We start from the raw sequence: 13992 nt of genomic DNA on the forward strand, positions 1-13992 counted from the left end.
GCCCGCACCCGGCGGGCGCCCCAGCCACCACCGCCCCGACCACGGCACAGCACGAGAGGAACCCCCATGCCGCGCTCACCCATCGACATCACGACGGACCTTGCCCACTACCTAGCCATCACGAAGCCCGGCAGCATGCGCCCCACCCACGGGCACGCCCCCGCGCCGGTCCCGTACACCGACACCGACCGGGCCAAGACCGCCCCCAAGCTCCGGGCCGCCGCCGCCGAATGGCGCCAAGCCGACCCCGAGGGGTACGCCCAGTGGCGCGCCGCACAGAAGGACGACCCGGACGCGGAGCCGTGCCAGTTCTGCGCCACCTGCCGCACCGGCGGGCCGAAGTAGAACCCGGCCGGGCCGGACGTGCCCGAACTGATCACGCCCCGCCCGGCAGCAGTCACCACAGAACCCGAACCCCGTCGACCGATTGGCCGCCCACTCACATCGGAGAGCGCACATGTTCAAACCCATCACGGATCTCCACGCCCTCACGGCGGAAGACGCCCTGTATGTGGAATTCAGCATGAACGGAGCCCGAACCTGGGAGGAGTACCGATACGCCCCGAGTGCGCCGCCCACCATGTCCGGCACCGCCGCCCGCGACTTCCTCACCGGCGCGCAGCACAGCGGCGGCCGAGTCGAGTACGCCGACGGCGCGGCAATCATCCGGCGCGCCCTCCCCTCCGGGAAAGACAGTCTCCACGTCTGGCGACTGTCCCTCATCGCGTGGCCCGCCCTTGGCTGCACCGTCACCATGCGCCGCCACGGCGCGCCCGAACACCTAAGCGACACCACGGGTGCCGTGGTGTCGACACCGGCCCGGGGTGACACGCGTCTAACCGTCGATGGCACACCGTGGACCTTCAACATTCCCCGCGAGGAGTTCCCCCACCTCTACACGTGGGAGTACGCCGACGAGTCCGGCGCGCACTCCGGCCCACGGCGCTAGCAACACCCCGGCGGAGCGTGCTCCCGTGCGTGATCACGTTCCGCCGGCAACAGTCACAGAGAGTCACGCACATGATGTGCTAGGCATCCGAGAGACTGTGTCACGAACCATGCGGCACCGTGCGGAACTGTGCCGTAAGTGAAGCTCTGAGAGTTTCCGGACATTTTTTCTTCGGGCCCTCGGTGGCGCTCCTCGGTGATCTGAACCGGGGGCATGCGTCCACAGTGGCGCCCGACCTGGTGGGGCCGATGCGATCACCTGACCGGCGGCAGTCGGGACGTGTCGTTACCCCCCTGCCCTAGCACATTGTGTGCTAGGGTCAGCGAAGCAAGACCACGGCAGACACGAGAGGACCCCGGGAATGGCTATCTACATCAGCGCCACCAGCGCCCCCCGTCGCGGCCGGTGGGGCCTGGAGTCCCCCACGCTGCACCTGCACCCCGGGTGCCCCGGCGCCGGGTGCGACTCCCCCGACACCATCACGGTCAACCGCATCGGTGAGGCGTACGCGATCATGCGGGCGCTGAAGTCGGGTCTTCGGTACGACGGTGAGCGCTACGTGCGCAACCGCGTCCACACCTTCCGCCTGTCGGGAGACGTGGCGGAGGAGACCCTGACGCGTGAGGACGTGGCCGCGCTGCCGGTGTCCCGCTCGAACCCGGACCACCCGGAGTACGGCGAGTGGCGCGAGGCGGTCATCAGTAACGCGCCGGTCGGCCGGAAGGCGGTCACAGAGTGCGGGATGATCTCGCCCGCGTTCGCCCGCCGGATCGGGATCAAGGGCGTGTACCTGTGGGACACCGCCCCGCGGGAGGCGGGAGCGGCCCCGGAGCGGGTCAACGACACCACGACGGAAATGCTGACCGTCGGCGCGGACAACGCGGCCGGTGAGCCGGTGTACGTGCGCACCCTGCCGGAGCGCCACAGCGTGCACCGCGGGAAGACCACGGCGGACGTGTTCCGGCGTGAGGGCTACTGGTTCACGGTCCCCGGCGACTTCCCCGCGTCCCTGCCTGACTCCCTGCACCAGTCGCGGGAGACGTTCGCGGTGTTCCAGTCGCCGGACGTGGTCCCGGGCGTGTGGGTGTGGGTGGTGCGCGCCGAGGGGCCCAGCGGCCGGAACCTGGGCGCGTCCACGGAGTCCCGCCGGGTGGCTGTGCGTCTGGCCCTGGCGGCGCTCGCCCGTCTGCGCACGGAGACTGCGGCCGACATCATGGCCACCCGCCGGGCTATCGGTCTGGAAGAGGTCCCGCCGGTCCGTATCGCGGTCACCGACGGCACGTGGGTTCTGCACGTGCGGTGCGCGTGCGACATCCCGGAGGCGGACGCGGTGGGCGAGACGGCCACCGTAGGCGACGCGGGCGAGCTGTTCGCGGACGAGTGCGACCCGTGGAAGCTGTGTCAGGGCTCGCCGCGGGTGCTGTTCTTCGACGACCGCACGACCCGCGGCCGGATCGTGGCCCACGGCGCCCGTGGCCCGAAGGGTGAGCCGTCGGTGTTCGTCGACCCCCAGGGCGGCGGCCCCCGGTACGCGGTGCGGCTCACCGAAATCGGCGGCCGGAACATCTAGCGATCATTCGCGGCCCTGTGCGGCCGTGTACGGGCCCGGGAACGACTCCCGGGCCCGGAGGACACGAAACCCCCTGAGAGGACATCACAGCCATGGCCAAGCGCCGCCAGTACACCCGTGAGCTTCTGTCCGCCCGTGCCGAGTCGGTCACGGCGCACACCGAGGGGCGCGGCCCCCTGCTCCGCATCGTGGCCGGGTGGGGCGGGGAGTCCGGCGCCATGCCGGTGCAGTACGCGCCCCGGTCCAAGGGCGACCCGCGCCCGTGGGTGCAGTGGAACCAGCACGACGGAAGCGAGGGTTTCCGGTTCACCGGCCGGGACTGCTGGGCGCAGCCGGTCACCGACGACAACGCGGCCCCGGAGTTCTGGGCGGTTGAGCGCACGATCTTGACGCGTCTCGCGGCCCGCGGTATCGCGATGGTGCAGGAGCGCGGCCAGGACTGGTCTTACCTGTCGTACGTGTTCGCCGACGGCTCCGCGGTGGTGGTGTACGGCGGGGACGTCAACGGGCTGGCAGAGAACTCGGTGCGGCACACCGTGGGCGAACACGGGCGCCTGTCGTGGCACTGGATGAGCGCCAACGGCACCCGGGAGCGGGAAGGCGAGATTCCCGAGGGTGAGCAGGGCGCCGACTTCGGGCGCGACTCGGTGGCGCTCATCATGGCCGTGACCACACTCGCGGCCCGGCACGGCCGGGCGTGGCAGCAGGACGCGCGGGATGATCTGAACGCGGCGGCCCACCAGTGGGCGCAGGAGAACGGCGCAGAGCTTCCGTTCCCGCCCGCCGCCGATGACGGCCCCGCCCCGGTGCCCGTGGCGGAGGCGGAGCCCGCCCCGGAGGCGGACAAGTGCGGGGCGGAGTTCGTTCACGGCGGCCGGTCGTACGCGTGCACCCGTTCCCCGCAGCACGCCCCGCCGTGCAGCCACGCGGCGCCGGTCCCGGTGCCCGTGCGCGCGTAGGTTGCGCGTCCCCGGCGGGGGTTCACGCTGCGCCGGCAACGGCTACACAGAGTCACGCACATAATGTGCTAGGCCCTGTGTGGCCGTCACCCGGCACCCCCGGGCACGGCGCGTCCGCACTTCCCCCCCTCCTCTAGCACATCACGTGCTAGAGTCTGAGACTCAAGACCACGGCAGAAAGGCCCCACCATGAGCACCCCGACCCGCAATCATGACGGCCGGTACACCATCGGAAAGCGTCAGCCGAACGGCCGCTGTCCCGTGTTCGTGGACGGCGCCACAGAGCCGACCGGCTACGTGTGGACGACCGGCCACGGCGCGCGGCCCTGGGCCACCGAGGGGAGCGACAGCCACCCGGCGACGTACCCCGACATGAACGCGCGCCGGTGGCAGGCGGCCGAACGCGTCGTAGACCTGGTGGACGCGCGGAAGCTGTCCGCCACGGAGGCCGAGCAGCGCCGGGAGCGCGCGGGCCGGGCCCCGGAGGGGTGGCGGTTCGCGTCGTGGGAGGAGATCACCCGCGAGGGGTTCCGGCGCGTGCGGCTGGTGGCTCAGTCCGCGTACGTCGACCCCGCCAACGACGGCCAGCCGGACGCGGGCGAACGCTACGCGGTCAGCTTCCGTGCAAAGCCGGTCCGCCTCCACAGCGTCTCCCGTCACGGCCGGGTGCCCCAGCTCCAGGCCCTGTACGGCGATTTCCTGCACGTCACCTATGAGGGCGGGCCGCTCTACGCGGCGTGCGGTAACAACGGAATCGCGTTGGGGGCCCTGGTGCCGGTGGACACGCCGCGCCGTACCGTCTCCGCGGTGCCGTGCCCGGAGTGCGGCAGCCATGACGCGCTGTACGCGTTCGGGGCCCGCACAGGGTGCGGGGCGTGCGTGTGCCGCGCCCTCAAGTGGGTGCCGGATGACCTGCCGTTCCCCATCGCGGACGATGACCCGGTTTTCAACCCGGGCGACAGGGTGGCCCTGGACGTCGTGGGCACGGACGGGATCACCGACAGCCATTACGGCACCGTGTGCGAGTGGACCGCCTACCTTGACGGCTGGTCGGCGCACCCGGCCGGAGGCGTGTTCCGCAACGTGCGCGTGTCCTTGCCCTACGGCTCCGGACAGTCCAACTGCGTGCCCGCCAAGCTGCGCAAGGTGGACCAGGTGGAGGACTTCCCCGCGGAAACGGTGGAGGGGTGGCGGGCCGGTGCTGAGGCGGTCCGGTTCGACTACAACGCCGATGGCGTGGCGTTCGAGCGCCGCGGGTGGGTGGTCGGGTTCAGCGACGGCCCCGACGGCGCCCGGATGCTGCGGTTCACCTCTTCCCCGACCCTCCCGGCCACGCCGTACCCGGTGGCGGAGGTCTTCCGCATCGGGTCACACGCCGCGTGGTGCGCGGCCCGGTCGCGCAAGCGCGCGGCCTGACCCTCCCCTGAGCTTGACCCCCGCCGGTCGCAACGGCCGACCGGCGGGGCCCCTGAACCGACCACGGCAGATACAAGGAAGGACCCCCGATCATGGGTGTTTCGCTCGCTAAGACCGCTCCCGCCTCCGCCCCCGTCTCCCGCTCCGTGTCCCTGGAGAAGTTCACCCCCGGCCGTCTGGCACTCGCCGAAGCGGTGGCCGAGCACGGCGCCGGGGTGAAGTTCGTCGCGGTCCGCCACGTGGTCGGCTGGTCATGCCTGGACGTGTCGGCAGAGGTTCTGTACGGCGGCGCCGGTCTGCTCATCACCGGCGGTCTCAGCGGGGCGCAGTACGCGAACGCGTGGGCCGTCATCGACGGCATGATGTCGCGCGGAATCGGGCACTTCGCGGTCGTCACACAGTCCCCGTCCGACGCGCTCACCATCGTTCGGTACGTGGTGCGTGAGGGCCGGGTGTACTCGGCGGCCGACTGGGTGGAAGAGCAGTACGGCCCGGCCGAGGGCGAGACCCTGACCGGCGCCGGTCTCCAGGCGTACGAAGCGGCATCGCTGGACCGGTGGGAGAAGGACAGCGCCCACCTTCACCACGTGGCGAAAATCCTTGAGGACCGGCGCGAGGAGCGGCGCCAGATGAGGGAGCGGGCCGCCGCGCGGCTCGCCTCCGCCACTCAGGCCCCCCCGGCCTAGACCCTGGCCGTTACGCAGAGCTCCCCCCGCCGGCAACGCGTCACCGGCGGGGGCGCTCCCCGTTGCCGACACAGTGAAGGGGGCCCGCATGGCGCGGCCGGTCGATGTCTCCGAGGTGCAGGCGTGCGCGCTGGTGCCCGAAGTGCTCGCGGCGGCCGACGCCGCGTGTCTGGCCGCCTTCGGCCGGTCCGCCTACCCGCCCGGCACGGTCGTTTCCACGGCGCCGAACGGGGAGCGGGGAACGGTGCTGGGCCCGTGGCGGGCCGCGCCGGGGGTCATGCTCGCGGTGGACTTCGGGACCGAGTCCTACCGGTGCCAGTGGCCCGGGGAGGTGGAACCGGTGCCGGGCGCGAGGGCGGACCGGCCGCGCCTGTACCCGTCGACCGGCGGCGGGTACTTCTGGCACGGCGGCTTTGAGTGGCTGGTGTGGCGGCACGCCAAGGGCGCCCACTCCTGGGACGTGGCGCGGAAGATGCCCGGGGGTACGCGGGTGGATGAGCGGTGTTACGTGGTGCGGGCGGTGCGCGGCCGACCGGCCGACGCGTGGACGGCCGCCCTGGCGGCGCTGGACGCCGCGCGGCTGGTGGTGCCGGACCCGTACACCGCGGACGCGATGACCGGCTAGACATGCCGGGGAAGTGTGACGCGCAACACACCCCCAGCTCTAGCACATCACATGCTAGAGTCGGAGACGTCACAACGACCACGGCGAAAGCCCGAAGGAGACACCCATGTCCGACGTGTTCGCGAACTTCCCCGCCCCGTACCTGGGCGGCCCGCTCACCGGTAAGACCGAGGGGGCGGCGGGCAAGCGCAACGCCGACGGCGCCGCCCGCGCGTTCGACAACTTCCGCGCCTACGGGTACATCCCGGCGACCGCCCCTGCCGTCGGCTCCGTGATCGTCGTGGACGAGGAGACCAAGACGGTCAAGGCCGACGCGGACGGCCGCGCATACGTGGACGTCCTGAGCCGCAAGGGCGAGACGATCGCGGGATGGTTCGGCTACCCGGGGTCGGAGCACCTGACGGTCGCGTACTGCGTGATCTGCAAGCAGTACGCGACCGTCTACAACTCCCACGTACGGCGCGGTTCCTCGCACGCCGGGTGCACCGCCCGCGGCAGGGCCGCCCGAGTCGCCGCCGTCGAAATCATGACCGGCGAGAAGATCACCGCCCCCGGCCCGCAGGAGCAGCCCAACGGAGCCACCCGGGCGCCGGAGGCCCCCGAAGCGACCGAAGCGACCGAATCCGCCGCAACGGTCCGCGCCCAGGCCGCGGAGAAGTCGGCCGACTCCCGGCCCGCCCCCGCCCCCGCCACTCAGCCCCCGAAGCCCGCCGCGGTTCGCCCCCTGGGGTCGAACCAGTGGCGCGCCCTGGACGGGATGCTCAACACCTCCCCGCGGTTCGCCGGACTGGCGGCCGGGGAGTGGGACAGCGCCCGCCCTGGGTGGCAACTGGCCACCCTGTCGGGGACCGAGCGCGTCATGGAATCTCTGACGCGCTCCGGCCACGTGGCCAAGACCGGCACCCGCTACACGATCACCGGCAAGGGCCGGGCGGAGCACGCGGCCGACCCGCGTACCAAGTCCACTGACGACGGGCCGCAGGAAGGCGCCGCCCGCGCTGACCTGGTGACCGCGCCCAAGCCGTCCGCGCCCCGCACCGCGGCCAAGGGCGCTCCGGCGGAGCCGACCGGCATGGACATGAGCTGAACCTCCCGGGGCCCCCGGCGACCGGCCGGGGGCCCCGCCCCCACGGGCACGACCACGGCAGCACACGACGATGGAGGAACCGGGCACATGACCACCACCACGCAGACCCCGGAGGGCGCCGACCCGTTCGCCGAGTTCTTCGGGTTCCTTGACGACCCGACCGGCGACGAGCACGACCCGGCCCACGACGGCACCGACCCGCACGAGCCCGCGCCGGTCGCGGTGCTGCCCGGCTGCACCGGCCGTCTCGGACAGGCGCGCCCCGCGTTCGCCGTCCCGTCCGCCCCCCTGGTGGCCGGGTGCTGCTCGTGCGGCGAGGGCATCGAACGGCCGTTGAACGGGCCCCGCCCCGCGTGCACGCACAACGGCACCAGGTACCCGGATGGGTCGGTTGTCGTCGGCGGGTGCCGGGTCAAGCCCAACGGGCGCGGCCGGTGCTTCAACGACCGGCACGACGTGGACGGGGTGGCCCTGTTCTCCGCAGGAAACTACGTGCCCCAGTGCGCGGGGTGCGTGGCACAGCGTCTCGGCGTCGACCTGGACGCGCTCCCGGCGGGCGAGCACTTCGCCCCGCCGCGGGTGGCCCGGTTCGACGGCGGGGCGTTCTTCGCCGCACAGGGCAACGTCTACACGCTGCGCCGTGCCGACGGGGGCGGGTGGGAAGCGGTGGCCCTGTCCGGGGGTCTGGCCGGTCCGGTGCACGGCCGCACTCAGGCCGACGCCATCGCGGGCGTGTGGCAGGCCACGGGGTCGCAGTGGGACGTTTCGGCGCCGGTCGTGGTCCGGCGGGAGGGGCGCGACCCGTACGGGCTGCCGCAGGCCCGCGCGGACGTGCTGTGTGAGGGTCAGGGCCTGTACCTGATGAAGAACCCGCACGCCGGGCGGGACCCGTGGGCGGAGCCGTGCCCCCGGTGCGGCGGCCGGGGCTACCTGGAGGCGTATAAGCACGTCAAGGGCGGTATGTGCTTCGAATGCGACGGGGACCGTATCCGGATGTCGTACACGCTCGCCGAGGCGTCGGCGGTCGTGCGGCGCATGGCCCGGGAGGAGCGCACCGCGCGCGACCGGCGGGCCCTGGACGCGGAGCGCAAGCGGCGCCGGTGGGACCGGTTCGCCCAGGCGCACCCGGAGGCGGCCGGGTGGATCGCGGAGGCCGGGCGGGGCGGGAACGACTTTGCCGGCGAAATGCTCGGCCGGGTGCACGCGGGGCACGACCTGACCGCGGGACAGGTGGAGGCGTGCGAGCGGGCCGCCGTCCGCGAGGCGGAGAAGAAGCGCGAGCGGGACACCGCGGAGGCGGCGCGCGTCGCCCGGGTGACGCGCTCGCGTGCGGCCGGTGCCAAGGGCGAGACGGTGACCGTCGCGGGCACGGTGGCCCGGGTGTGGCGGTACAGCACGGGCCCGGTCTGGCGGCCGGTGCGTAAGTGCGGGGTGATCGTGGAGGACGGCGCCGGGGTGTCGGTCGTCATGTTCACCAGCGCGCGGGCCGCGTTCGACCTGGAGAAGGGCGACGCGGTGACGGTGACCGGTGAGATCAAGGACCCGGACAACCGCAACCGGGACACCGGCGAGATTCAGGCGCTCATCCGGGCGCCGAAGTTCAGCGACCACGGCAGCAGGAACGAGACGGCGGAGGCATGAGCATGAGCGAGCAACTGACGTACACGGTGCGCGAGGGCGGCCGGGCGGTCACGGCCACGGAGGACCAGGCGCGGGCGGCTCTGGCGCACGCGGCCGGGTGCCTTGGGTGCTGTGAGCTGGGGGCGTTCCACCGCAGCGACATCTACGGACAGCCGGGGCTCACCCCGCCGGAGGTCTTCCCGCTGAACCTGCCGACGGGCGCCGTGCTGTACCCGTCCAGCCTGCCCACGCGGCCGGTGGCTGAGCGTGTGGCGGCCGCCCTGGCGGTGCTGGCCAAGGTGCGCAACACGGGCACGCGGGCCATGCGTGAGGCCGTGGATGCCCGCATTGCCCGCCTGGAGGCGTACCGGCCGGAGTGACCGCCTGAGCACGTACCGCCGGGAGTGACCGGCGGCCGCGGGAGGGGGCGGGGCGGAGAAGTCTTCCGCTCCGCCCCCTTTCCCACACCCCCAAAGGGGTGTTAGCGATACCCTATCTTCACAGATTCGACCACGGCAGACAGAGAGAGGACCCCCCGACCATGACGACCCCCGTTCAGCTCCCGATGTGCGACGTCGGCGAGGAGCGCAGCGCCCGCGCGTGGCTGCGCCGGTACCTGGCGGCACAGCCCGACCTGTTCGACCTCCGCGGCGAACTCGCCCGGTGGGACGCGGCGGCCGAGGAGGGGCGCGGCGCGCTCCGGCTGATGAGCGCCGACACCCTGACGGACTTCGTCGCGGACCGCGTGGACACGGTGAAGGTGTCCAGCTCCGGCACCTCCCGGTCCGTGCTGCTGCCCTCCCGGCTCGCTAAGGCCCTGCTGCGCACGGCCGGTGCGGGCTTCCGCGAGTGCACGGGCGTCGTGCGGTGGCCCATCGTCCGCCCTGACGGCACGATCGCCGCGAACCGCGGCTACGACCCCGCCACGCGCCTTGTGGTGGCCCCTGTGGAGGACGTCAAGCCGGTGCCGGACCGGCCGACCGGCGACGACGTGAGTGCCGCCCTGGCGGCCCTGGGGCGGCTGTTCGGCGCCTTCCCGTACGCCGCCCCCTCCGACTACGCGGCCACCCTCGGCATGTACCTGGGGCCCCTGCTGCGCCACTTCCTCCCCGCCAAAACCCGCTCCCCGCTCCACCTGGTCACCGCGACCGGCCCGGGGTCGGGTAAGTCGTACCTGTCCGCCGAGGGCCTGGAAGTCCTCTACGGCGCCCGCCGCCTGTCGGCCGACCAGTCCACGCGGGAACTCGGCAAGACGATCATTGCCGCGCTGGAGAAGAAGGCCGACACGGGCGTGATCGCGTTCGACAACTTCGCCACCGGCGGCCGGATCACCGGCGCCCAGTGGGCGCGGTGGATCACTGAGCCGGTGATCTCCGGACGGGTCATCGGCACCGGCCGCACCCCCGAGATTCCCAACGACTACGTGTGGACGGTGAACGGGAATCAGATCAGGGTCGGGGAGGACATGGCCCGCCGTACGGTCGTGATCTCGCTCGCCTCCGACGCCGACGACCCGTCACAGGTGGCGCACTCCTTCGACTTCCTGGAAGAGCTGAACGGGCGCCGCGGTGAGGTGCTGTGGTCGTTGCTGGTGCTGGTGCGGAACTGGACGGCCGCGCCGGCGGAGTCGCGCACGGTGCGCGCGGTGCAGCTCGGGCAGTTCTCCGCGTGGATGACCGCCGTGGCGTCGATCCTGGACGCGGCCGGGGTGGAGGGCTTCAACGAGGACCGCGCGGAGCGCATGGCGCAGATGGACGAACAGGCGGCCGACTACAGCCGGTTCTACGCGACGGTCCGGGATCTCCTCGGCGGCGGGTGGCTGAGGGCAGCGCAGATCACGCGCGTTCCGGTCCTTCAGGACCTGATCCCGCGGGTCGAGGGCAGCGAAGATGCGCGGATCGGTCACCGGGCATTGGGTCGGCGGGTGCTGCGCCCGCAGGTGGGCCGGGTGTACGGCGGAATGAAGATCGAAGAGCGCTGGGACAACCATTCGAAATCGTGGGTCTATCGCGTGGTTCTGATCGCGGCGCGGCGGATCGCGAATGCGGCCCGGCGGGTGGCGGACCGGGTGGGCGTGGTGACGGCGGCCGTGCGGATGCGGGCGGCGGCGCGACCGGAGCGACCGGCGCGGACGTGGCCCCAGGTGCGCGGCGACGCCGAGCGGCGGCGGCAGGCGGCGCGGGGTGTGCGGGTAGAGGGCGACCAGTTCGCGCGGGCGGCGGCGGCGCTGGACGGCTTGGGGCCGTCGACTGCATGAACAGACCACAGAGGCGGAGGGCTTGAGATGACGACACCGAACGATCCGAAGCGCTGGGAGCTGCGTCAACGACTGTGGGAGGAGACCCCGCCGGACATCGAGCACACCCGCGCGGCCGGGTGGCTGACGCTGCACGCGGAACCGAGGGACCCGGGGGACGGTTGCCGACTGATCCACGCCTTGACGACCGACGGCGGGGTGTACGTCGGCATGGTCTTCTTTGGGCCGCACCCGGCATGGGCGGGGCGGCTGGAGGGGGCGCCGGAGGTGCACCCGGACTACCGGCGGCGCGGCATCTGCCGCGCGCTGTACGACTGGGCGGCCGAACTCGGGGGCGCGCCGATGGCGCCAGCGGATACACACAGCGATGATGCGGCGGCATTCTGGGCGCGCTACGGACGGCCGGAGGCGGCCGGGTGAGCGGGCGGGAGTCGGTCAGGTACGGCACGACGCCGGGCGGGAAGGTGCGCCACATGCTGTGGGGGGAGCAGACGGGCAAGTGCGGCCGTCCGGCCCCGGGGCCGGACAACCCCGCATTACAGACGTGTCAGCGCTGCCGCGAGTCGTACGCGGCCCTGGCTGCGCGCGAACAGCGCCGCGCCCGTTGGCGCTGAGAGCCGGTCGACGACGAGCACCAGGAGCAGGGCGCCCCGCCACGGGCGCCCCTTCCGGCATGCCCAGAACGAACCCTGTCCGCTTTCGCGCGAATCGCGGAGAATGAGGCGTTGTGTCGCGAACCGCGGTCACCCAAATTTGGGTGACTTCCCGGCCCGGGGCCCCGTCCGCGTCACGCAGCGGGCGGAGTCTCCGTGTCGACCGGCGGCGGGGTCTGCTGGGTGAACCGGTACGTCCCGGACCGCGTTTCGTAGGCGTCGATCCGCCGGCGCAGAGCTTCCGTCTCCGCGCGTGCGGCCTCCAGCTCGCGGAGTAGGTGTTCGTCCGAGCGGAGCCGTGCGGCCTCTTCCTGGAGCGTCAGTTTCTCCATGAGTGCCGGTTGCGGTTCCCCGCCCTCCATGGCCCGCAGCAGCAGGACACCGCGGGCGACGGACCCGCCGACGGCCGCCCGTACCCGGCCCGCGTGAGGGGACACGGGGACCGTGCCCGCGGTCGAGTACCTGAGCGTAGAGGACGGGGAGAGGTGGCCTACGGCGTCGGCAACGTCGGTGAGGTGGAAAACCGCGAGGCCATGCCTGATCCATGCCTGACGGAACGTCCGGGGGCTGATCGTCTCGGGGTCGGAGAGACCGGCGCGTACCGCGATGCGGTCGACGAGTCTTTCCAGGCGGCGGGCGTTGAGGGGTGAGGGGGGGTCGAACCGCTGGTGCGGGACCATCAGCAACGGGTCGGACAGGCGGCGCGGGGTGCTGGGGTTGGTGTACCTCAGCCAGTCCTCATATTCGTGCCAGGTGTGCACGGTGATGGGGCCTAGTTCGCGGTCGGAGACGGCGCCGCGGCCCTGACCGCCGAGTCGGATAATCGGGGGGCGGTTGGTGGGGTGGATGGAGGAGCGGCGGGCGGCCTCCATCTCCCATGTGCGGGGGCCGAGGTCGCACAGCATGCGCGCGGTGAAGTACGCCGGCGTGTTCATCCGGCGGGCGGCTTCAAGGAACGCGTGGATCTCCTCCGGGGTGAGCGTGCGCGGGGATGCCTTACGGCGCGTCTTGTCTTTCTCGACTCTCAAATTGGCCAGGGGGTAGCCGCGGGATGCTCCGGCTTTGACGAGGTGGCGGCTGTAGGCGTTGAGGGCTTTTCGCCGGTTGCGGCGTACGGCGACGGACGGGCGGGGGCGGGTGCCGTCGGGGCCGGTGGTGTGCCAGACGTTGACGAAGTGGGCGACGTCGTGGTCTGAGGGGTTCAGCAGGTCGACGCCCTGTTTGCGGGCGTAGTCGATCCAGTGGCGTACGTCCTGGGAGTACGACCGGACGGTTTCGGGGCGGTATGAGGCGCATTCCATGAAGGCCGCGAGGGATTCGGGCTGGGTGGTGGCCTTGATGCTGCGCCGGATCTCTGCCAGGGAGGGCGGGCGGCCGGGCCCGCGGCGGGGTCCTGGTGTGCGCGTCGCGTCGGTCTCGTCCATGGTCACCCCTCCTAACTCCGCATTCTTGGGCGAATCGGACGTTAAGGGTATGAAACCGGCGCTGTGTTGATCTTGGCCAGCACCGGCGCCGCCGAACGGGTGAAGGCGGCCGGTGCGGGGGTGGTGGCGCCGGCGAGCTCTGGCGACGCTGCGGGGCGCTGCCGGACGGGGTGTCAGCGCTCCCACTGCTGGCGGACCCATGGCGGCGGTGCGTCCCGGCCGGGTTTGAGGTGTTCAGGCACAGACAACTTGAGCGGGGTCGACTCAAGGGGGGTGTCCGTGAGGGCGGGGAACGCGTCGGCGAGCACGGCCGCCGCACCGGCGCGCTGCTCGGCGGGGAGTTCGAGGAGTGCGGCGCGCAGGGAGGCGGCGACCTCGTACAAGCCGGGGTGCGTGCCGCCGTCGCCGTGGTCCTGGTGCTCGTCGTCGGCCGGTCGGCCGGGGGCCTTCTTCGGTCGGCCGGGGGGTGCGAGGACGCCCGCGATGCGCAAGCGCAGTTCCAGGAGCTTGGACAGTTCGGCGTGCGCGGCCAGGGCGCGGGAGGGTTTGGCGCTCTCGGCGGCGCTCTCGGCGATGCGGCGTGCGCGCTCGCTGGCGGCGATGATCTGCCGGTTCAGGGCGGTGGGGGTGTCGACCGGCGGGGGCGGGGGGGCGGCGTCGCACATGAGGGCCACGGTACGGGCGGCGTGGCGGTTCCGGACTGGACAGCGCTAGCACACCATGTGCTAGAGTCGGAGACGTCAGCA

Annotated in this window: 14 protein-coding genes; 12 read left to right on the plus strand and 2 right to left on the minus strand. The window is 72.4% G+C overall.

Features of this window, described 5'->3' with window-relative positions; all coding sequences use genetic code 11:
• Positions 1 to 66: 66 nt before the first annotated feature.
• The 12 genes from STRVI_RS45275 to STRVI_RS45335 all read left to right on the plus strand — a co-directional run bounded on the left by STRVI_RS45275 (position 67) and on the right by STRVI_RS45335 (position 11589).
• Positions 67 to 345: a hypothetical protein gene (locus tag STRVI_RS45275; protein ID WP_014043774.1), complete on the plus strand. Its 279-nt coding sequence runs from the start codon at positions 67 to 69 to the stop codon at positions 343 to 345.
• Positions 346 to 457: 112 nt separating this feature from the next.
• Positions 458 to 949, plus strand: coding sequence for a hypothetical protein (locus tag STRVI_RS45280; protein WP_014043775.1), 492 nt, complete (start codon positions 458 to 460; stop codon positions 947 to 949).
• Between the two features lie 361 nt (positions 950 to 1310).
• Positions 1311 to 2519 (plus strand): hypothetical protein, encoded by a 1209-nt coding sequence (locus STRVI_RS45285; RefSeq protein WP_014043776.1) that lies wholly within the window; start codon positions 1311 to 1313, stop codon positions 2517 to 2519.
• Positions 2520 to 2611: 92 nt separating this feature from the next.
• Complete coding sequence (locus tag STRVI_RS45295) at positions 2612 to 3478, plus strand: hypothetical protein (protein ID WP_014043777.1); 867 nt, start codon at positions 2612 to 2614, stop codon at positions 3476 to 3478.
• A gap of 189 nt (positions 3479 to 3667) precedes the next feature.
• A complete protein-coding gene (locus tag STRVI_RS45300; protein ID WP_014043778.1) occupies positions 3668 to 4894 on the plus strand; it encodes a hypothetical protein in 1227 nt (408 codons plus the stop codon).
• A 92-nt stretch (positions 4895 to 4986) separates the two neighbouring features.
• Positions 4987 to 5580, plus strand: coding sequence for a hypothetical protein (locus tag STRVI_RS45305; RefSeq protein ID WP_014043779.1), 594 nt, complete (start codon positions 4987 to 4989; stop codon positions 5578 to 5580).
• Positions 5581 to 5668: 88 nt separating this feature from the next.
• The gene (locus STRVI_RS45310) at positions 5669 to 6205 is read left to right on the plus strand and encodes a hypothetical protein (protein ID WP_014043780.1); all 537 of its coding nucleotides are present in this window, start codon (positions 5669 to 5671) and stop codon (positions 6203 to 6205) included.
• A gap of 106 nt (positions 6206 to 6311) precedes the next feature.
• Entirely contained in the window at positions 6312 to 7292 is a 981-nt protein-coding gene (locus STRVI_RS45315; protein ID WP_014043781.1) for a hypothetical protein, read from the plus strand.
• An 87-nt stretch (positions 7293 to 7379) separates the two neighbouring features.
• Positions 7380 to 8933 carry an OB-fold nucleic acid binding domain-containing protein gene (locus tag STRVI_RS45320; RefSeq protein WP_014043782.1) on the plus strand — a complete coding sequence of 518 codons (1554 nt, stop codon included), beginning with the start codon at positions 7380 to 7382 and terminating at the stop codon, positions 8931 to 8933.
• Between the two features lie 2 nt (positions 8934 to 8935).
• Positions 8936 to 9292 (plus strand): hypothetical protein, encoded by a 357-nt coding sequence (locus STRVI_RS45325; RefSeq protein ID WP_014043783.1) that lies wholly within the window; start codon positions 8936 to 8938, stop codon positions 9290 to 9292.
• 161 nt (positions 9293 to 9453) lie between these two features.
• Positions 9454 to 11169: a hypothetical protein gene (locus tag STRVI_RS45330; protein ID WP_014043784.1), complete on the plus strand. Its 1716-nt coding sequence runs from the start codon at positions 9454 to 9456 to the stop codon at positions 11167 to 11169.
• Between the two features lie 27 nt (positions 11170 to 11196).
• The gene (locus STRVI_RS45335; RefSeq protein ID WP_014043785.1) at positions 11197 to 11589 is read left to right on the plus strand and encodes a GNAT family N-acetyltransferase; all 393 of its coding nucleotides are present in this window, start codon (positions 11197 to 11199) and stop codon (positions 11587 to 11589) included.
• A gap of 367 nt (positions 11590 to 11956) precedes the next feature.
• On the opposite strand, the gene STRVI_RS45340 is transcribed toward STRVI_RS45335, so the two are convergent.
• Together STRVI_RS45340 and STRVI_RS45345 are read right to left on the minus strand one after the other, a co-directional pair.
• A complete protein-coding gene (locus STRVI_RS45340; RefSeq protein WP_014043787.1) occupies positions 11957 to 13246 on the minus strand; it encodes a tyrosine-type recombinase/integrase in 1290 nt (429 codons plus the stop codon).
• A 173-nt stretch (positions 13247 to 13419) separates the two neighbouring features.
• Positions 13420 to 13911 (minus strand): hypothetical protein, encoded by a 492-nt coding sequence (locus STRVI_RS45345; protein WP_014043788.1) that lies wholly within the window; start codon positions 13909 to 13911, stop codon positions 13420 to 13422.
• Between the last annotated feature and the right edge of the window lie 81 nt (positions 13912 to 13992).

The organism is Streptomyces violaceusniger Tu 4113 (genome assembly GCF_000147815.2).
Taxonomy (GTDB): Bacteria; Actinomycetota; Actinomycetes; order Streptomycetales; family Streptomycetaceae; genus Streptomyces; species Streptomyces violaceusniger_A.